This window comes from Serratia sp. PL7, assembly GCF_945957435.1.
On sequence record NZ_CAMFLB010000001.1, the window covers coordinates 2,457,459 to 2,476,783 of the forward strand.

Annotated in this window: 20 protein-coding genes; 10 read left to right on the plus strand and 10 right to left on the minus strand. The window is 60.4% G+C overall.

The window, feature by feature from the left end; genetic code table 11:
* Positions 1-56: 56 nt before the first annotated feature.
* A complete protein-coding gene (locus tag N6G83_RS11905) occupies positions 57-962 on the minus strand; it encodes a helix-turn-helix domain-containing GNAT family N-acetyltransferase (RefSeq protein ID WP_308317664.1) in 906 nt (301 codons plus the stop codon).
* A gap of 500 nt (positions 963-1,462) precedes the next feature.
* On the opposite strand from N6G83_RS11905, the gene amyA reads away from it, so the two are divergent.
* A complete protein-coding gene (amyA, locus tag N6G83_RS11910) occupies positions 1,463-2,953 on the plus strand; it encodes an alpha-amylase (protein WP_260515388.1) in 1,491 nt (496 codons plus the stop codon).
* Between the two features lie 120 nt (positions 2,954-3,073).
* A complete protein-coding gene (locus tag N6G83_RS11915; protein WP_099816737.1) occupies positions 3,074-3,922 on the plus strand; it encodes a PA4780 family RIO1-like protein kinase in 849 nt (282 codons plus the stop codon).
* 9 nt (positions 3,923-3,931) lie between these two features.
* On the opposite strand, the gene N6G83_RS11920 is transcribed toward N6G83_RS11915, so the two are convergent.
* Positions 3,932-4,150 carry a hypothetical protein gene (locus N6G83_RS11920; RefSeq protein ID WP_025301999.1) on the minus strand — a complete coding sequence of 73 codons (219 nt, stop codon included), beginning with the start codon at positions 4,148-4,150 and terminating at the stop codon, positions 3,932-3,934.
* A 69-nt stretch (positions 4,151-4,219) separates the two neighbouring features.
* Here N6G83_RS11920 and N6G83_RS11925 point away from each other — a divergent pair, with 69 nt between their 5' ends.
* Positions 4,220-5,047, plus strand: a complete 828-nt coding sequence (locus N6G83_RS11925) for an AraC family transcriptional regulator (protein WP_025301998.1) — start codon at positions 4,220-4,222, stop codon at positions 5,045-5,047.
* Here the strand turns inward: N6G83_RS11925 and N6G83_RS11930 are convergent.
* The 3 genes from N6G83_RS11930 to lsrG all read right to left on the minus strand — a co-directional run bounded on the left by N6G83_RS11930 (position 5,023) and on the right by lsrG (position 6,983).
* Positions 5,023-5,613 carry a LysE family translocator gene (locus N6G83_RS11930; RefSeq protein ID WP_043136876.1) on the minus strand — a complete coding sequence of 197 codons (591 nt, stop codon included), beginning with the start codon at positions 5,611-5,613 and terminating at the stop codon, positions 5,023-5,025. The genes N6G83_RS11925 and N6G83_RS11930 overlap by 25 nt on opposite strands.
* Before the next feature lie 83 nt (positions 5,614-5,696).
* Positions 5,697-6,602, minus strand: a complete 906-nt coding sequence (locus N6G83_RS11935) for an EamA family transporter (RefSeq protein WP_025301996.1) — start codon at positions 6,600-6,602, stop codon at positions 5,697-5,699.
* 87 nt (positions 6,603-6,689) lie between these two features.
* The gene (lsrG, locus tag N6G83_RS11940; protein ID WP_033642299.1) at positions 6,690-6,983 is read right to left on the minus strand and encodes a (4S)-4-hydroxy-5-phosphonooxypentane-2,3-dione isomerase; all 294 of its coding nucleotides are present in this window, start codon (positions 6,981-6,983) and stop codon (positions 6,690-6,692) included.
* Positions 6,984-7,176: 193 nt separating this feature from the next.
* Between lsrG and lsrK the strand changes: the two genes are divergently transcribed.
* The 6 genes from lsrK to N6G83_RS11970 all read left to right on the plus strand — a co-directional run bounded on the left by lsrK (position 7,177) and on the right by N6G83_RS11970 (position 12,727).
* Entirely contained in the window at positions 7,177-8,742 is a 1,566-nt protein-coding gene (lsrK, locus tag N6G83_RS11945) for an autoinducer-2 kinase (RefSeq protein WP_025301994.1), read from the plus strand.
* A gap of 220 nt (positions 8,743-8,962) precedes the next feature.
* Positions 8,963-10,147 carry an MFS transporter gene (locus N6G83_RS11950; RefSeq protein ID WP_197819316.1) on the plus strand — a complete coding sequence of 395 codons (1,185 nt, stop codon included), beginning with the start codon at positions 8,963-8,965 and terminating at the stop codon, positions 10,145-10,147.
* 59 nt (positions 10,148-10,206) lie between these two features.
* The gene (locus tag N6G83_RS11955; RefSeq protein ID WP_043136865.1) at positions 10,207-11,124 is read left to right on the plus strand and encodes a LysR family transcriptional regulator; all 918 of its coding nucleotides are present in this window, start codon (positions 10,207-10,209) and stop codon (positions 11,122-11,124) included.
* 54 nt (positions 11,125-11,178) lie between these two features.
* A complete protein-coding gene (gene yajD / locus N6G83_RS11960; protein WP_004939576.1) occupies positions 11,179-11,520 on the plus strand; it encodes an HNH nuclease YajD in 342 nt (113 codons plus the stop codon).
* A gap of 272 nt (positions 11,521-11,792) precedes the next feature.
* On the plus strand, positions 11,793-12,428 hold the full coding sequence (locus tag N6G83_RS11965; protein ID WP_025301991.1) for an AAA family ATPase: 636 nt from the start codon (positions 11,793-11,795) through the stop codon (positions 12,426-12,428).
* Complete coding sequence (locus N6G83_RS11970; protein ID WP_049208936.1) at positions 12,425-12,727, plus strand: hypothetical protein; 303 nt, start codon at positions 12,425-12,427, stop codon at positions 12,725-12,727. Before N6G83_RS11965 ends, N6G83_RS11970 begins: the two co-directional genes overlap by 4 nt.
* A 40-nt stretch (positions 12,728-12,767) precedes the next feature.
* Here the strand turns inward: N6G83_RS11970 and N6G83_RS11975 are convergent, their stop codons facing one another.
* From N6G83_RS11975 to N6G83_RS11995, 5 genes are all read right to left on the minus strand, one after another.
* Positions 12,768-15,011, minus strand: a complete 2,244-nt coding sequence (locus tag N6G83_RS11975) for a xanthine dehydrogenase family protein molybdopterin-binding subunit (RefSeq protein WP_049203861.1) — start codon at positions 15,009-15,011, stop codon at positions 12,768-12,770.
* Positions 15,012-15,013: 2 nt separating this feature from the next.
* On the minus strand, positions 15,014-15,466 hold the full coding sequence (locus tag N6G83_RS11980; RefSeq protein WP_060432653.1) for a (2Fe-2S)-binding protein: 453 nt from the start codon (positions 15,464-15,466) through the stop codon (positions 15,014-15,016).
* 16 nt (positions 15,467-15,482) lie between these two features.
* Positions 15,483-16,814, minus strand: a complete 1,332-nt coding sequence (locus N6G83_RS11985; RefSeq protein WP_235614433.1) for a c-type cytochrome — start codon at positions 16,812-16,814, stop codon at positions 15,483-15,485.
* Positions 16,811-17,335 carry a MarR family winged helix-turn-helix transcriptional regulator gene (locus N6G83_RS11990; protein WP_080352595.1) on the minus strand — a complete coding sequence of 175 codons (525 nt, stop codon included), beginning with the start codon at positions 17,333-17,335 and terminating at the stop codon, positions 16,811-16,813. Before N6G83_RS11990 ends, N6G83_RS11985 begins: the two co-directional genes overlap by 4 nt.
* 168 nt (positions 17,336-17,503) lie before the next feature.
* The gene (locus N6G83_RS11995) at positions 17,504-18,259 is read right to left on the minus strand and encodes a CDP-diacylglycerol diphosphatase (protein ID WP_197819318.1); all 756 of its coding nucleotides are present in this window, start codon (positions 18,257-18,259) and stop codon (positions 17,504-17,506) included.
* A gap of 238 nt (positions 18,260-18,497) precedes the next feature.
* Here N6G83_RS11995 and N6G83_RS12000 point away from each other — a divergent pair, with 238 nt between their 5' ends.
* Positions 18,498-19,298: an alpha/beta fold hydrolase gene (locus N6G83_RS12000; RefSeq protein WP_197819381.1), complete on the plus strand. Its 801-nt coding sequence runs from the start codon at positions 18,498-18,500 to the stop codon at positions 19,296-19,298.
* Positions 19,299-19,325 lie beyond the last annotated feature (27 nt).

Sequence of the window (19,325 nt, forward strand, 5' to 3'; positions counted from 1 at the left end):
TGTTATCAAACGGTTAACAGGGTGACACAAGGCGCGGGCGTTAACCTTGAAACCGCTCACATATCGTCGTTCTGCAGATTTTTCAGCATGCACACATTACAGCCGTGGTGGCCGGTATTGCCGCGCCGTTCCGTCAACAGCGTGAAACCCAGCGCGTAATACAGCCCAATCGCCTCTTTCAACTGTTCGGTGGTTTCCAGATAGCAATAGCGATACCCTGCCGCCCGCGCCGCCTTCAGCGCCTGCACCACCATATAGCGCGCCATGCCCAACCCACGCACACCGGGTTTGAAGAACAGTTTCTGCAGCTCACAATAGCCGGGCTCTTCGCCGGCCAGCGGCGCCATGCCGACGCCCCCCACCACCTGCCCGTCCCGCTCCAGCACCCAGTAGCGGCCGCCGTTGTCGTGATACAGGCCGGTCAGCCGATCGAGATCCGGATCGTGCAGGCTGACCCCTTCCATCTTGTCCATGCCGTACTCGCGAAACACGTCGCGAATGATCGCCGCCATCGCCGCATCGTCGCGCGCGGCGATCGGCCGCACCCGCAGGTTGGCGTCGCGCTGTTTGCGCGCGCTGTGCAGCGCCGCGGTCATCTTTTTCATCGCCGCAGTGGTGCTCGCCAGCTCATCGTCATCCAACTGCGCTAGCGCCGCCTGCATAAAACCGTCGGCGTCGCTCTCGATGCCGGCCAGCGCCTTGCCGCCCTGTTTACTCAGCCGATGCAGGTTGTGCCGCTTGTCATCCGGATGATCCACCGTTTCTATCACGCCGGCGGCGACCAGGCTGCGCAGCGCCCGGCTGGCGCTGGCCTTGTCGATGCAAAGCCGGGCCGCCAGCTCGGTGACGCCCAGCGGCTGCTCGCTGACTTCGATCATCAGATGGATCTGCAGCGGCGAAAAGCACGAGCCGTTGCTCTGCTTGTTCAACATGCCGAATTCTCTGACCAAACTGCGCGCCAATGCTCTGAAATCCCTGATGTTCACGGCGTTATGCTCCCTTGTACTTCCACCTTCACGCTGCGTTGGATGGATTATTGGTTGATAGTGTTACCTAATTTAGAACATAACGATAACGCATAAACAATTGCGAATGAATAACCAACGGGGCATCTGAATATGTCAAAACATTTCATTAACCAGAATTTAAAACCATTTAATTGATTATTTTAAAAACTTAAATACAAATTAATATTTAAAATTAAAATAAAAAACCAATAAAAATGAGATTAAAAACATCAAAATTTGACATAACAAAAAACAAAGCAAATATCTATTTGAAAAATAGTTAATAAAAACTAAAACGTGAAAACTTGATAGCAGCAACTTAATCGCTATCCCGTCAATATCGGTTACATATTTACGCCTGCCTTCGCGCGCCCCCCTACGCCATTGTCCCTTTTGCCAAAAGTAGCCCATGCTTTAACTGCTCCTTTCCTTCTGGCTAACCGGGACGCTGGCTCATGACGAAAAAAACCACCCTGCTGCAATTCTTCCACTGGTACTACCCCGACGGCGGCAAACTGTGGCAGGAGGCCGCCGAGCGCGCCCCGCACCTTGCCGAACTGGGCATCACCGATCTGTGGCTACCCCCCGCCTGCAAGGGCGCTTCCGGCGGCTACTCCGTCGGCTACGACACCTACGATCTGTTCGATCTGGGCGAATTTGACCAGAAAGGCAGCGTGGCCACCAAATACGGCGACAAGGCGGCGCTGGAACATGCCGCCACTACGCTGCGCGAACACGGCGTGGGGGTGATCTACGACGTGGTGTTCAACCACAAGCTCGGCGCGGACGAAAAAGAACGGGTACACGTGTTCAAGGTGGACGCCAACAACCGCAACGACATCAACGACCAGGGCTTCGACGCGCTGGCCTACACCCGCTTCACCTTTCCCGGCCGCCAGGGCGTGCATTCCGAGTTTATCTGGGATTACAAATGCTTCAGCGGCGTCGATTACGTTGAGCAGCCGGACGACAAAGGGGTGTTTAAAATCGCCAACGACTACGGCGACGACGGCTGGAACGATCAGGTCGACGACGAGAAAGGCAACTATGACTATCTGATGGGCGCCGACGTGGAGTTCCGCAATACCGCCGTGACGGAGGAGCTCAAATACTGGGCGCGCTGGCTGCTGGACACGCTGCCGTGCGACGGCTTCCGCCTCGACGCCGCCAAACACATCCCCGCCTGGTTTTTCAAAGAGTGGGCGGATCACGTGCGCGACAGCGCGCAGCGCGATCTGTTTATCGTTGCCGAATACTGGTCGCACGACCTCGGCGCGCTGCAACAATACATCGAGTTGGTGGACGGCAAGGTGATGCTGTTCGACGTGGCGCTGCACCTGAAGTTTCATCAGGCGTCGAAACAGGGCGACGGCTTCGACATGGCGCAGATCTTCACCGATACCCTGACCGCCGCCGATCCGGCCCACGCGGTGACGCTGGTCGCCAACCACGATACCCAGCCGCTGCAATCGCTGGAGGCGCCGGTGGAACCCTGGTTCAAACCGCTGGCCTACGCGCTGATCCTGCTGCGCGAACAGGGCGTGCCCTGCGTGTTTTACCCCGACCTGTATGGCGCCAGCTACCGCGACAAGGGGCGCGACGGCGGCGAGTACCAGATTGACATGCCGGCGATCCCGGAGCTGGAGAAGCTGATCGCCGCCCGCCAGCGCTTCGCCAACGGCCCGCAAACCGACTACTTCGATGACAGCCACTGCGTGGCCTTCAGCCGCGCCGGCACCGCCGAGGCCCCCGGCTGCGTGGTGGTGCTGACCAACGGCGGCGAGAGCGGCAAGACCGTCGCGCTGGGCGCCGATTTGGCGCACACCGCCTGGCGCGATTTCCTCGGCAACCGTCAGGAGGAAATCACCACCGACGACCAGGGCAGCGCCCATTTCCCGGTCAACGCCGGCAGCGTCAGCGTCTGGGTGCCGGCCGCCAGCCTGTGAGGACCCGCCGCCGCGCAATGATGACGCGGCGGCAAAACTAATGTTTGCCTTTCGGGTCTAACTTACGCTATCAACTGCGCAAGCCATTCACACCGGAGCCTAAATAGGGTACAAGGCTGCATGAAAATTCCAAAACGACTCCAGCCGCTGGTTGATGACGGGTTAATCGACGACGTCATCCGCCGGTTGAAAAGCGGCAAAGAAGCCGACGTGTTTATCGTGCGCTGCGGCGATGAGATCCGCTGCGCCAAAGTGTACAAAGAGGCCGAGAAGCGCAACTTCAAGCAGGCCGTTCACTATCAGGAAGGGCGCAAGGTGCGCAACAGCCGCGACGCGCGCGCCATGAGCAAAGGCTCCAAATTCGGCCGCCAGCAGCAGGAAGAAGCCTGGCAAAACACCGAAGTGGACGCGCTGTATCTGCTGGCCAAGGCCGGGGTGCGGGTGCCGCAGCCGGATATCTGCCTGGACGGCGTGCTGCTGATGGAGCTAATTACCGACGAAGAAGGTCTGGTGGCGCCGCGCCTGAGCGATGTCATCCTGACGCCGGAACAGGCGCGGGCCGATCACGCCCTGATGATGAACTACGCGGTGCGCATGCTGTGCGCCGGGCTGGTGCACGGCGATCTGTCGGAATTCAATGTGCTGATGGATAAAGACGGGCCGGTGATCATCGATCTGCCGCAGGTGGTGGACGCCGCCGCCAACAACCACGCCAAAAGCATGTTCGAGCGCGATATCAACAATTTGGCGGAATATTATGGCCAATTCGCGCCGGAACTGCGCGACAGCCAATACGCCAAAGAGATTTGGGCGCTGTATCAGGAAGGCAATCTGACGCCGGACAGCGCCCTCAGCGGCCGGTTCAGCGAAATCCAGAAGTGCGCCGATGTCGGCTCGGTGCTGGAAGAGATCCAGGCCGCCAGCGAGGAACACCAGCGCCGCATCATGGCGCGCAACGCGGAAGAGTAACGCGCCGCGCTATTCGACGCGAAACACGTCCGGCCGCTGCGGCGTCGCGGCCTCGTGATAAATATCCCCCAGATAGCCGGCGATCTCCTCTTCGCGCAGATCGGCCGGCAGCACGATATCGTGGCTGGGGGCATACTTGCGCTCCGGCAGCGTCACGCGGAACAGCCGCCACTCATCCCCGATGCGCTTCACGCCCAGCAGACGGCCGAACACGTTAAAAATCATCATCCGCCATTCCCCCTCTCGTCGCTTTCAGGCTATAACACTGTGATGCCACCGCAGTGAAAAGGAAAGCGTATGAGTGAAAAAACGCCGCAGTTCTGGCGCGATCCGCAGTTGCCGTTCGTCGAAGCCCGCGCCATCGCGGATGGCCGCCAGGCGTGTTACAGCCTGCACAGCCACGAATTCTTTTCCATCGGTGCCATCACCGGCGGCGTCAGCACCTATGTCAACGGCGAGCGGCGCATGCAGGTTAGCGCCGGCGATCTGGTTGTCATCAACCCGCAGCAGGCGCATGCCTGTAATCCGATCGCCGACCGCCGTTGGTCATACATCATGTTCTATCTCGATCTCGCCTGGATCGGCGCGCTGCAGCAGGAGCTGCTCGGGGGCGAAGGCGAGCGTTTTGTTCCCTTCAGCCAGCCGCACAGCCGCGATCCGGCGCTGTTCCACGGCCTGAATCGGCTTTATGCGCTGCTGACGGATCCGCTGTGCAGCGCGCTGGAAAAACAGATCGCCATGGTGGAGTATTTCAGCGCCCTGCAGCTCGGGCTGGGCAGCGGCCGCCAGCCGGAGACACCGCCGCATGCCCGGCTGGAAGCGGCGGCGGCGTTTATCGACGCGCACTGCACCCGGCCGCTGACGCTGGACGATATTTGCCGCGCCGCCGCGCTCTCGCCCTCTTACCTGATCCGCGCCTTCCGCCAGCGTTACGGCATGACGCCGCACGCCTATCTGGTCAACCGCCGCGTGCAGCACGGCCATCGGCTATTGAAAAGCGGCCTGCCGATCGCCGCGGCCGCCAGCGAAAGCGGCTTTGCCGATCAGGCGCACTTTCAGCGCACCTTCAAACAGCTGCTGGCCGCCACGCCCGGCCAGTATCAAAAACCCTCCGCCAACAGATAGCAGGCGCTGGCCGCCAGCAACGCCGCCATCACGCGGTTGAAACGCTGTACGTTGCGCGCCTGCCTGAGCAGGCCGCGCAGCATCGCACCGACATAGGCCCAGCAGGCCACTGAGGCATAGCAAATCACGAAGTAGAGCCCGGCGAATTGCCACAGCAGCCGGATGTCGCCGTCGCCGACAAAAGCGCCGAGGCTGGCCACCGACGCCAACCATGCCTTGGGATTCAGCCATTGCATCAGCGCGCCGTACCAACAGGAAGGCGCCTGCGCCGCGCCGTTGCCCAGCCTGCCGTCGTCAAACGCCAGCCGGTAGGCCATAAACAGCAGGAAGGCCACGCCGGCCCACTGAATCAAGCGGGTCAGCGCCGGCCACAGGATCAGCAGTTGGTGCATGCCCAATCCCAGCAGTAACAGCAACAGGGTAAACCCCAGCGTGGCGCCGAATACGTGACGCTGGGTCGCGCCAAAGCCGAATTGCGCCCCGGCGCTCAATGCGACGATGTTGACCGGGCCGGGGGTGATGGAGGCCGCCAGCGCGAACGCGGCCATGGAAAGGTAGATATTCATGATGGGCACCTGAGAAAATATTCACAGGTGCCAGAGTGCCGGGCCGCGCCGACAACGTATTGAACAGAATTGCCCTGTTCAATTTAGCGCACGGCGACGGCCCGGCGGCGCGGCAGCCCAAAGGTGTTGACCGCCATGCCGGCCAGCACCAGCAATGCGCCGCCGAACTGCGCCGGCGACAGCGCTTCGTCCAGCAGCAGCCAGGCGGCAAACAGCCCGACCAACGGTACCAGCAGCGTCAACGGCGCGACGCGCCAGGTTTCGTAGCGCCCCAGCAGGCTGCCCCACACAGAATAACCGAACAGCGTGGCGGCGAACGCCAGATAGGCAATCGCCAGCCAGGTGCCGACCTGCACATGGCTCAGGCTGGCGAGCACCACCTGCGGGCCGTCGAACAGCCAGCTGCAGACCAGGAACGGCACGACCGGGATCGGCGCGCTCCACACCACCAGCGACAAAATGTTGCGCTGCGGGAAACCGGCCAGGATCTTCTTGTTGGTCAGGTTGCCCAGCGCCCAGGAAAACGCCGCCGCCAGGGTCAGCAGCAGGCCCGCCAGGGGGACCGCGCCGCTGCCCGGCTTATGCAGGCTGGCCTGCGCCAGCACCAGCATGCCGCCGCTGGCGATAGCAATGCCGACGAAATGGTTGACGCGCAGCTTTTCGCCCATCAGCACGACACCCAACAGCAGGGTGAAAAACACCTGCGCCTGCAGCACCAGTGAGGCCAGCCCCGCCGGCATGCCCACCTTGATGGCGACGAACAAAAACGCGAACTGCGCGAAGCTCATGGTCATGCCGTACAGCAACAGCCATTTCCACGGGATCGTCGGGCGCGGAATAAAGAAGATCGCCGGCAACGCCACCAGCAAAAAGCGCATCCCAGCCAGCAGAAACGGGGGCATGCCCTGTAAACCGAACTTGATGACGACGAAATTCACACCCCAGATCACCACCACCAACAGCGCCAACAGCCGATCGCGCAATGTCATCCTCGCCCCGCTTATCCCATTGAAAATTCGCTTTACCTTGCAGATTACAACCAAACCGGGGACATGGACACCGGCAAACGCCGGCGCTTATTCCGGCATCAGGCCGATAAAGGTGGTTTTCTTGCGCGGGCCGGTCATCAGCGCTTCCAGCTTCTCCACGCACTGCAGGTAATGCGGGGTCTGCTTATGCGCCGCCACCGCCTGCTCGTCGCGATAGGCTTCGTAGATGTAAAACCGCGTCGGAATATGCTCATCCTGCAGCACGTCGAAGCGCAGGTTGCCCGGCTCTTCGATCGCCCCCAGATGATTGGCGCGGAAAACGTCGATAAATTCGTCGATTTTGTCCTGTTTAACGTTGATCTCTACCAATGTGACGTGCATGACAGCTCCTTGTTTGAACGGCGCGCCGTAGCATGGCGCTTTCCAACCATAGGTTCATTCCCGTCGATTGCCCTGCCGCAACGGCAATTTTGCCGCCTGGCTCACAAATCGCACCGGCGATGCCCACCCCACCCCCGGCGAGGGAAGACGGCGGCATCTATAGTTAACACTCCTCCCCCTGAGAGCATAGGCTATGGATAACTACTTGATGGCGCTGGATGCAGGAACAGGCAGCATTCGCGCCGTGATCTTCGATTTGGCGGGTAACCAGATCGCGCACGGCCAGGCGGAGTGGCAACACCTGGCGGTGCCGGGCGTACCCGGCTCAATGGAGTTTGACCTCAACCGCAACTGGCAGCTGGCCTGCCAGTGCATCCGCCAGGCAATGCAACGCGCTGGATTGAGCGCTCAGGCGATCCGCGCGGTGGCCTGCTGCTCGATGCGCGAAGGCATCGTTCTGTACGATCGCAACGGCGTGCCGATCTGGGCCTGTGCCAACGTCGATGCGCGCGCCAGCCATGAGGTCAGTGAACTGAAAGAGCTGCACAACCACGGCTTCGAACGCGAGGTGTATCAATACTCCGGCCAGACGCTGGCGCTGAGCGCCATGCCGCGCCTGCTATGGCTGGCGCACCACCGCCCGGACATCTATCGCCAGGCGGCGACGCTGACCATGATCAGCGACTGGCTGGCCAACATGCTGAGCGGCGAGCTGGCGGTCGATCCTTCCAACGCCGGCACCACCGGCATGCTGGATCTGAGCAGCCGTGACTGGCGGCCGGCGCTGCTCGATATGGCCGGGCTGCGCGCCGATATTCTGTCGCCGGTGAAAGAGACCGGCAGCGTGCTGGGGTGCGTCACCGAACAGGCGGCGCAGGAAAGCGGGCTGCTGCGCGGCACCCCGGTGGTGATGGGCGGCGGCGACGTGCAGCTCGGCAGCCTGGGGCTTGGCATCGTGCGCGCCGGGCAGACGGCGGTGCTCGGCGGCACCTTCTGGCAGCAAATCGTCAACCTGCCGGAGCCGGCCATCGATCCGGAGATGAACATCCGCATCAACCCTCACGTCATTCCCGGCATGGCGCAGGCAGAATCCATCAGCTTCTTTACCGGCCTGACCATGCGCTGGTTCCGCGACGCGTTCTGCGCCGAAGAGAAACTGCTGGCGGAGCGGCTGGGCGTCGATGCCTATAGCCTGCTGGAAGAGATGGCGGCCAGAGTGCCGCCGGGCGCCTACGGCGTGATGCCCATCTTTTCCGACGCCATGCATTTCAAAACCTGGTATCACGCGGCGCCGTCGTTCATCAACATGTCTATCGATCCGGAGCGCTGCAACAAACAGACGCTGTTCCGCGCGCTGGAGGAGAATGCCGCCATCGTCTCCGCCTGCAATCTGGAGCAGATCGCCGCCTTCTCCGGCGTGCAGGCGCGCTCGCTGGTGTTCGCCGGCGGCGGTGCCAAGGGCAAACTGTGGAGCCAGATCCTCAGCGACGTCACCGGGCTGACGGTACGGGTACCGGTGGTGAAAGAGGCCACCGCGCTGGGCTGCGCGATCGCCGCCGGCGTCGGCGCCGGGTTATACGAGTCGCTGGCCGAAACCGGCGAGCGATTGGTGCGCTGGGAGCGCGAGCATCAGCCGGACATGACCCACCACGCGCTGTATCAAGAACAGAAAGAAACGTGGCGGCGGGTCTACGCCGATCAGTTGACGCTGGTGGACAACGGCCTGACCACCTCGCTGTGGAAAGCGCCGGGGCTATAAGCGCCACGCGGCATTCGGTCATAACCTTATGCCGTTTTATTCCTTTCCCTTAGGCGCGGCGCAAGCCGCGTTTTCACTCGCCGCCGCGATTGTTCCCCCTCAGAAACAGTGTAACCACCGCAGATGGATTTATCCGCGACTTACACCTGCCGTAGATTGTGACTTCGGTCACACCGTGCCCCGAGCGCGGCCTGCGTATTCACCTGAGACGAGCGGCATTATGCTGAATAATAAAGATAACCCTGCATCATCCCCGTGGCCGGCGATCTTCTCGCTGACGGTCGCCTGTTTTGTCATGGTCACCACCGAGTTTTTGCCGATCGGCCTGCTGACCAACATCGCCCCTTCGCTCAGCGTCAGCACCGGCACCGCCGGGCTGATGGTCACCATGCCCGGTATCGTGGCCGCGGTGGCCGCCCCCGTATTGAGCCTGATGTCCGGCCGTCTGGATCGGCGTTTACTGATGCTGGGGCTATCGCTGCTGCTGATCGTCTCCAATCTGGTGGCGGCGCTGGCCGTCAACTTCCCGATGATGCTGCTGGGCCGCGTGCTGCTGGGCATCTGCGTCGGCGGTTTCTGGTCGTTCGCCGCCAACTACGGCCGCCATCTGGTGCCGGAAGCCAGCCAGGGCCGCGCCACCGCGCTGATCCTCAGCGGCATCTCGGTCGGCGCGGTGTGCGGCGTGCCGGCCGGGGCGCTGATCGGCGATCTGTTCGGCTGGCGCGCCGCCTTCTTCGGCGGTGCGGCATTGGCGGTCGGCGTGCTGTTGGCGCAGCTGCGTTTGCTGACCTCGGTACCACCGTCCCGGCCGGTCACACCGCGCGATCTGGTACTGCCGCTGCGCCTGCCGATGGCGCGCATCGGCCTGATCGCCATCGTGCTGTTGTTCATCGGCCACTTCGCCGCCTACACCTACCTGCGGCCCCTGCTGCAGCAGGTGTTCGTCCTCAGCCCATCGGCTATCTCACTGCAGCTGTTGGCCTATGGCGCCATCGGCCTGCTGGGCACCTTCCTCGGCGAGCGTCTGGGGGAATACAGCCTGCGCGCCACCTTCATACTGATCGCCGCCATGCTGGCGGGCATTTTGATCGTTTCGCCGCTGCTCAGCGGCCTCGCCGGCGCCACGCTGATGGTGCTGGTATGGGGGCTGGCCTTTGGCGCCGTGCCGGTCTGCGCCACCAACTGGATGTTCGCCGCCGTGCCGCAGGCGCCGGAAGCCGGTCAGGCGCTATTGGTGTGCGTCATCCAGATCGCGCTGGCTTCCGGCGCCCTGCTGGGCGGCGAGGTGGTGGACTGGCAGGGCGTCAGCAGCGCCATGCTGTTCGGCGGCGCGCTGATCCTTTCCGCCACGCTGGTATTCGGCCTCAGCTTGCGCTCCGGCGCGATTGGCGCTAAACAGTGTTAATCATTATCTATCTGCAGAAACATGCCCCGGCCGTCGCCGGGGCATGGCGTTGAGAACCTATGGACCATCATTTGCTCGCTATCCGGGTATTTAACCGCGTGGTGGAAACCGGCGGCTTTACCCGCGCCGCCGAGTCGCTGGGCATGCCGAAAGCGACGGTCACCAAGCTGATCCAGAATCTGGAGGATCACCTGCAGACCAAGCTGTTCCAGCGCACCACCCGCAGCGTGTCGGTCACCCGCGAAGGTGAATGCTATTACCAGAATACGGTGAAATGGCTGGCGGATTTGGAGCAGATGGAAGGCTGCCTGACCGAATCGCAAAGCTCTCCGCAGGGCGTGCTGCGTATCGACACCGGCGGTGGCACCGCACGTCGCTTACTGCTGCCGGCACTGCCCGACTTTCTGGCACGCTATCCGCAGATACAGATCGATCTGAGCGTCGGCGACCGCGTGATCGATCTGATCAGCGACAGCACCGACTGCGTGATCCGCAGCGGTCCGTTGGCCGACTCCAGCCTGATCGCCCGGCGCCTGTTCGATTTGGACTGGGTCAGCTGCGCCACCCCAGCCTACCTGGCGCTTCACGGTACGCCGCGCCACCCGTGCGATCTGGAACAGGGTTTTCCGATGGTGCACTATCGCCACCCGCTTAACGACCGCATCCACCCGCAGCGCTATGCCGAACACGGCAAAGAGATCGCCATTCAACAGCGCTCCCCGGTCAGCATCAATGAGGGCAACGCGCTGCTGGCGGCGAGCCTGGCCGGATTGGGCATCATCCAGATCTATCGGTTTATGGCGCAGCCGCACCTCGACAGCGGCGAGCTGGTCAGTCTGCTGCACGATTGGCAGCCGCCGCCGGAGCAAATGTACGTGGTCTACCCGTCCAATCGCCACCTCAGCGGCAAGCTGCGGGCGTTTATCGACTGGGCGGTGGAGACGTTTGACAACGGCAAGATGAGCCGCACGTTGTAGCCGCACGCAGTGTGGTATTATTTGCCGCATAGCTATTCACGACGGACAACCACCATGGCCTATATCCCCAAAAACTATGCGAAGCTGGAAACCGGCTACCGCGAAAAAGCGCTGAAACTGTTCCCCTGGGTGTGCGGGCGCTGCTCACGCGAATTCGTTTATTCCAACCTGCGCGAACTGACGGTGCACCATATCGATCACGATCACAGCAACAACCCCGAAGACGGCAGCAACTGGGAAATGCTGTGCCTGTATTGTCACGACCACGAGCACTCGAAATACACCGAGGCCGATCAATACGGTTCAACGGTGGTGGCCGGTGAAGACGCTCAGAAAGATATCGGCGTCGCCACCCACAACCCGTTCGCCAACCTGAAGGCGATGATGAAGAAGTAACGCCATCGACAGCTTAATGAGCCACTAACTTATTAAGCTGTTAAATTAACAAAAACTCTCTTCCGTTCCGCCACTTCCCAGAGAATTCCTACTTACCCACCCGGCCGATTCACCGCAAAATAAGCTGCGCAGTTAACAACATACTGGCTTGGCAAGCCGCCGCAGTTGGTGCATATTGTTCGCGAGTTGTTCTTGTTAACCTGTTTGATTATCAACCTAATAAGCATATTAACTTAATAAGTTATCAGCTTAATAACTTGAGAGATGGCAGCATGATTGTCCTGATTGGCTCGCAAAAAGGCGGCGTCGGCAAGTCGACGAAAGCGGTGAACATCGCCGGGTATCTGATTCTTAAGCAAGGCAAGACGGCGATCATCGTCGATGCCGACGACCAGAAATCGATCATGACCTGGTACAACGACCGTCAGAACGTCGAGGGGCTGCCGCACATTCCGGTGGTGGCCGCGTCGGGTAAAATCAAGGAAACGCTGCTGGAGCTCGATCGCCATTACGACTACGTGATCGTCGACACCGCCGGCCGCGACAGCGCCGAACTGCGCTCCGGCCTGCTGGCCGCCGATCTGTTCCTCTCGCCGCTGCGCCCTTCGCAGATGGATCTCGACACCATTGGCTATCTGTCGGAGATGTTCTCCACCGCGCAGGAATACAACGAGAAGGTCAAAGGCTACATCGTATTGAACATGTGCCCGACCAATATCTTCATTAATGAAGCCAACGAAGCGGCGCAGGTGCTGAGCGAATACCCGGAGTTCACCCTGGTGAGCAACCGCCTGTGCGACCGCAAGATTTACCGTGACGCCTGGGGTGAAGCCATCACCGTGCACGAGGCGAACAACGAAAAGGCGCAGAGCGAAATTGAATGCCTGGTGAAAGAGGTGATCTTGTGAAAAAACGCACCCCCTCCCACCGCATGTCGGAAGACGAATTCATCAACAGCGCCACCTCGCACACGCTGCCGGTCGCGGCGCCCGCGCCAGAAGCCAAACCGGCCGGCCGCAAGCGCACCTATAAGGCGATCTCCGTCAGCCTGACGGACAACCACATTGAGGCTATCGATGAAGTGATCGTGCAGGCGGCGCGCAACGGCATCGTGCGCATCACCCGTTCCGACATCATCAAACTGGCGATCGACGGATTGGCGGAGAAAAGCGAAGCGCAACTGCTGGCGCTGCTGAAAAAGCTCTGACCTCAGGACAACCGCCGGCTGGCCAAACCGGCGGCTGCCGTTACACCGACGAGAACTCGCGTGGGAACGGCATAGTACGATAGGTTTTACCGGTGGCCTTATGCAGCGCGCTGGCTATCGCCGGGGCGACCACCGCAGTCGATACTTCCCCGCATCCCTGCGGTGCACGCGCGCTATCGAGCACCACGACCTCCACCTTGGGCATTTCGGCGATCGCGAGCAGCGGATAGCGATCGAAATTCCCTTCCACCACGCCGCCCCGTTCAAAATGCAGCTCGCTGTGCAGACAGGTGGTCAGCGCAAAGCCGATGCCGCCCTCTACGTTGGCACGCACCAGGTTCGGGTTTATCACCTTGCCACAGTCAATCGCACATACCGCGCGCAGCACCCGTAGTCGCCCCCCCTGGATGGCGATTTCAACCACCAAACCGACGTAGGTGGTGAAAGCGTTATTGCGGCCGACCCAAATATTGCACGCCATACCGCGATAAACGCCCAGCGGCGGCTCATGCTGCCAACCGGCCGCCGCCGCGGTGGCGTCCAGGACGCGCAACGCTTCCGGGCTGTCCTGCAACAGATGCCGCCGATACGAATATTCGTCCCGGTTGGCCTTATGGCTGAGTTCGCTGATAAAGCTTTCCAAAAAGAACAGGCTGGCGACGCTGCCGACACCGCGCAGATAGCTCAGGGAGATCGGCTGATCGACGATGCCGGCCTCCACCTTCAGGTGTGGGATGCGATACGGCGTGCTGTAAACGCACTCCACCATACTTTCATCCCATCCCCCGGCCTCGTTGACCGTTTCGCGCCGCATTTGCCAGAAGAGAGACTGCCCGGCATAGCGCGCCCACAGCGCCTGCGGATAGTCGTTTTCATCCAACAGCGCCCGATAATGGCTGATACAGGCCGGACGATAGTATTCATGCCGCATGTCGATCTCGCGCGGATAGATCACTTTGACCGGTTTCCCCACCACCCGGGAGGCGGCGGTAGCATGCATCACGGCATCCGGCAGATATTTGCGCCCAAAGCTGCCCCCCAGATAGGTCGTATTCACCACCACATCCGTCGGCTTCAGCCCGAACATTTTCGCCAGAACGTTGCGTACCATGTCCTGGCCCTGGAAAGGGCCCCAGGTTTCGATACGGCCCTCGCCGTAATGGCTGGTGGCATTGCAAGGCTCCAGGGTGGCGTGCGCCACATAAGGTGCGCTGTAACGCGCCTCATGCAAGCGTGAACCTTGTTCAGCGCCACGAATCAACGCCGACGCCTCGCCGCGATCGACCGCCGGCACCAGCGTATCGCCATCCAGCATCGCCAGATTCTCTGCCGCAATCGCGCTATCGGTCAGCGCTTTTCCTACGCCCGGCAGCCAGTCGACCTCCAGCAAATCCGCCGCCTTTTTGGCCTGCCAGTAGCTCGCCGCCACCACGATCACCGTATTGAGCGACATATCGTGATCCAATCCGACCATGTTGTTCATCGACCACTGCCGGGTCAGCACCAGATCCACCACGCCCGGCATGGCCCGAATCTGCCGTTCATTGCGCACGGCGACCAACTTTCCGCTGAGATCGGGCACCATCCAGGGGACGCCGATCAGCATCTCCGGCAAGTCGATATCGATACCGTAAATCGCACTGCCGTCCACTTTCTCCGGCGTATCGACCCGCAACAGCGGCTTGCCAATGACACTCTCTCGCTCTTGCGCCTCACTCTTTAAACCAGGCTGCGGATCCAACGGCAGCTCGGCGGCATAGCGCACCAGATCGCCGTAGGCGACCTTGCGCTGTCCGCCTTTCTCAAGCACCCAGCCTTTCTCCGTGCGGCACTGCGCCGGTGAAAGCGCGAAATGTTTTGCGCCGGCCCGCAGAAAAAAATCTCTCGCCTGTGCACCGGCCAGCCGGGCACGCTGATAAAATTTGGTCATGGAGGTTGAGGCGGCGACAAACTGTGCGAAAGCCTCGCCCCCGGCAACCTGACGGTAAGCGTCACGGCCGGTGACGAATTTCACCGTCACCTGCGCCCAATCGGCATCCATCTCCGCCGCCACCACTTCGGCTAGGCCGGTGTAAATCCCCTGCCCGACCTCACATTGCGACACGCCGATAACGATGCGCCCATCGCGATCGATCCAGATCCAATCGTTCAATTCATGCTGACCGTCCGGTGGCGCCACGTCCTGTGAAACCACGGCCGCCAGGCTGCGCGTCGATATCGGCAGCAGCATGGCGGCCACTGCCAACGCGCTGCCTTTTATCAAGGCTCTGCGGGTGATCGCCATACTCAAGATCCTCCCTTGTCCGCAGCGCGGTGCACCGCCGCACGGATCCGGTGGTAGGTGGCGCAGCGGCACAGATTGGTCAGGCCCGTATCTATCTGCCGATCGTCCGGCCTCGGGTGTTCCGCCAGCAGCGCGCTGACCGCCATGATCATGCCTGATTGGCAGTAGCCGCACTGCGGCACATCCTCCGCAATCCAGGCCTGCTGCACCGGATGACGGCGATCGAGGGACAGCCCTTCGATGGTGGTCACCTGCCGATCGCGCACCAATTGCAGCGGATAGCAACATGAACGCACTGCCTTACCGTCGACATGTACCGTACAGGCGCCACAGGCGCCAATACCGCAGCCAAACTTGGTGCCGGTTAACTTAAAATGTTCTCGGATCACCCACAGCAGCGGCGTATCCGGCTCGCCGTTAAATTCGACCGCCTGGCCGTTCAAATTGAACTTCATGCCATCCTCTCTTGGATCAATGCTTCACCCGACGTTTCACCCACGCCCCAATGACGATCAATACCAGCAATACGCCGCCCCAGAACACATAAGGCAATGACGTAATCAACAACGGTTTTTCACCGCCCGCCCGCTGCCGAGCCACTTGCTCCGGCGTTATCCTGACCGCCGGATTGCCGAATTGCTGCAATACGTAATTGCCCAACTCGGCCAGTTGCCGGTCATCCAGGCTATCGGCGAACCCCGGCATCCAGGTCTGCAGCGTCTCCCCCTGGCGCTGCACGCCATGCAGCATCACCATGATCAGGTTATTGGCCTGCTCGCTGCCTACGGTGGAGTTGTGCGTCAAAGAAGGGAAATGGCCGTCGTAAGCCCCCTCGCCGCCCAGGCGATGGCAGCTGGCGCAGGCAGCGGCATACAGCGCCTGCCCAGCAGGGTCGCCTTGGCCACCTCCCTGATAGTGATAGGCCGCTTTCGTTCCTTGTACGGTGACAAGCGGCGGCGTCTGTTTGAGCCAGTCGGCGATGGCGTCGAGATCGTCGTCACTCAGGAAACGCAGGCTATGCTCCACCGCCTCCGCCATGCCGCCGGCCGCCTGAGCTTTATCATTGCGCCCGGTACGCAGATACTGCACCAATTCTTCCCGGCTCCAGCCGCCGATGCCGCTCACGGGATCCGAGGTGATATTCGGCGCGATCCAACCGCCTGCCTCCCCGCCCGCCAGGTAGCGATCGTCGCGTTCAGCCATCATCCCATTACGTGGGCTGTGACACGCCGAGCAATGCCCCAACACATCCACCAGATAGCGACCACGCGCCTTCTTCTCGTCTGCATCGACGGGCGTTTTTTTCAGAAACAGCCAGTTCCAGCCGTGGATCGCATAACGCCAGGAAAAAGGGAACCTCAGTTGGGTCTCAGGCACCGCACGATCGACCGGTGCGACCCCGGCCATAAAATAGCGATACAACGCGTGCAGATCGTCATCGCTCAACCCCTGATAAGCGGTATAGGGCATGGCGGGATACAAGGGTTGACCGTCCCGCCGAATGCCCTGCGTTAAGGCGCGGCGAAACTCCGGTTCACTGTAGTCGCCAATGCCGGTTCCTTTGGCGGGCGTGATATTACTGGCGATGATGTCGCCCATCGGCGAAGCGATGGCATAACCGCCGACATAGGGGGCGTCCTGTTGGGCGCTGCCGCGGTGACAAGCCGCGCAATCTGCGGCGGTAGCCAGATATTTTCCCCGTGCGATGACCTGTTGGTCATTCTGGCTGGCGAAGACCGAGCAGGAGAAGATCCCCAACGCGATAACGCACCGCTGTTGTGCTCTCCGCCAGCGGCCGTTCACGCTTCACCTTCCGGCTTCATCGCCCCCGCTCGCTCCTCCGCCAACAGCGCAAACTCGTCCGGCAACAGATTGTCCTGTTCGAGCATCGCTATCGCGTTATGTTTGATGCCAAACAATACGCGGTAAAAAGCCTCCAGATCGTCGGCCGAAATACCGTTGAGCAGTTTTTCCCGCGCTTGCTGGCTGGAATGATCCAACTGCGCCAACATCTCCTGCCCGGCCTCGGTCATTCTCACGCCTTTGGCGCGCTTATCTTCGGACAGAGCATCGCGAGCGATAAGCCGATTTTTTTCCAGAAACAGCAGCGCGCGCGACATCGTCGAGACTTCGGCGTTCAAATGCTGCGAAACGTCTTTCAACGTGCAGCCCTCCCCCAAGTCGGCAATCGCACTTAGCGCCAGCCAGTGCGGACGCGTCAGATTGGTCATTTTCACCGACTGGTCCATCGCCGTGCGCCACAGGCGATTGGTCACATCCAGATGGATGCCCAGTGCAGCAGGAAGTTTACGTGGTCGCGACATGTCGGGTTACTCTCGATTATTTATTTGCTTGTGCAAACAAATAATAGATCGAACATGAGAACAGGATCAAGCAGATGAGGGAAAATAAAGTAAAAACGAGTTAATACACTTGGTTAGTTTGTATCGCACGGCATACGCTCCCCCACGACGGGGAGCGATAAGAAAAACTCAGTTCCCCGCGACCTCGCACCGGTAATCCTGAATTTCACCGGCCGACCCCAGGTTGAGATCGGTCAACTTCAAACGGTTTGCCAACAACAGCATCTCGCCCTGCGGGCTGACCGCCAGCGCCAGGCCGTAATTGCCGATGCTGTCGCCCTGCTCGACCACGTAGTTTTGCAACAAGCGGAAAGGATCTTCGTGGGTTAAATCGGTGCCCGCCAATTTTCTGGCCAGATAGTGATGGCCGACCAATTTCACCGCCAGCGGCCGCCACTGTTGATCTAATTGCTCAGCCTGTTCCCCCAGCGCGTTATAGACATCCTGGCGCAAGCAGGCAACGTGAATATGCAACTGATTTTGAGAGCGGCCATATTTCGAATTGACCGCCAGAGAAACCCATGCGTCTTTTAACGGTTTACCCAGCTCGTTGGATATATGTTCGCGGTTATTCCAGGCCTGGGCGAAATAAGGCGGCGTTCGATCCGCTTGCAATATCGGGCTCTCGATGCCGCTGACCTTTTCGGTCGGCATCACCAGATCGTGATAGGGGCCTTTGCTGTCCTTAAACAGCACATAACCCTCGGTTAAATCAACCTTTAAGCAGGGCGCCGGATCGTGGTTTTGCTGCTGATTGGGCACGCACTGTTGGCTGACGATTTGCCACAGCGCATTCGGATTGCCGCGCCCAAAGAACCACCACAGCACCGCCGCCATCAGCAAAATGACAAGCAAAATAATTAATAGTCTGAAAAGTCTTTTCATCGCGACGCCGTGTTTATCTATTCCATACCGAAAGGAGCGCCAGCATAAACCAAGGCTCTGGCATCGACCAGAATATTATCCTTAATGTCACCTTTCATTGACGTCTTGTTAGCAATGGATAATTAAAAATAAGCCTCCACCTGAGTAATTTAAGGTAAATTAATACCGCAGGTTGAATATGAGTGTGATATAAGCAGCCGGGACTCTCTTTATATAAGGAACCGATAAGATGCCAACGATGGGCAAATCCCTCCATTACCTCGACGTAGGGTCGGGCTTTCCGTTGCTGCTGGGCCACAGCTATCTGTTCGATCTGAATATGTGGGCGCCGCAGTTTGAAGCGCTGGCTAAACGCTACCGCCTGATCGTGCCGGATCTCTGGGGCCACGGCGATTCACCGGCGCTGCCGCCCGGGCGAAATAGCCTGTCGGATATCGCCGCCGACCATTTGGCGCTGATGGATCGTTTGGATATCGAAGAGTTCGGCATCGTCGGCCTGTCCGTCGGCGGCATGTGGGGCGCCGAACTGGCGGCGCTGGCGCCGGAGCGGGTGAAAGTGCTGGCGCTGCTGGACAGCTACCTGGGCGACGAAACCCCAGAAGCGCGGCAGCGCTATATGGGCATGTTGGCCGCCGTGGAGCAGGCCGGCGCCATCACGTCGCCCCTGCTGGAACATGTCGCGTCGCTGTTTTATTCCGATGATGTCCCCGATGCCTTATTGCAATCGCTGTTGTGTCAGCTCCAGAACCTGCCTGCCGATCGCCTGCGCGAGAGCATCGTACCGCTGGGCCGGATGATCTTTGGCCGCCCCGACAAGCTGGCGCTGCTGGAACACATCTCCGCCGCCAGCATCGTCATTACCGGCGCACAGGATAAGCCGCGCCCACCGGCAGAGGGCCAGCGCATGGCGGATCTTCTCGGCTGCCAACATGTGCTGATCCCCAACGCCGGGCATATCAGCAACAAGGAAAACCCGGCGGCGGTCAACGAAACGCTGCTGGCATTTCTGGCTGAAAACACCACGCCGCTGTTCTGGTAAGATTCTCCGGGCCGCCAGGCCCGGCGA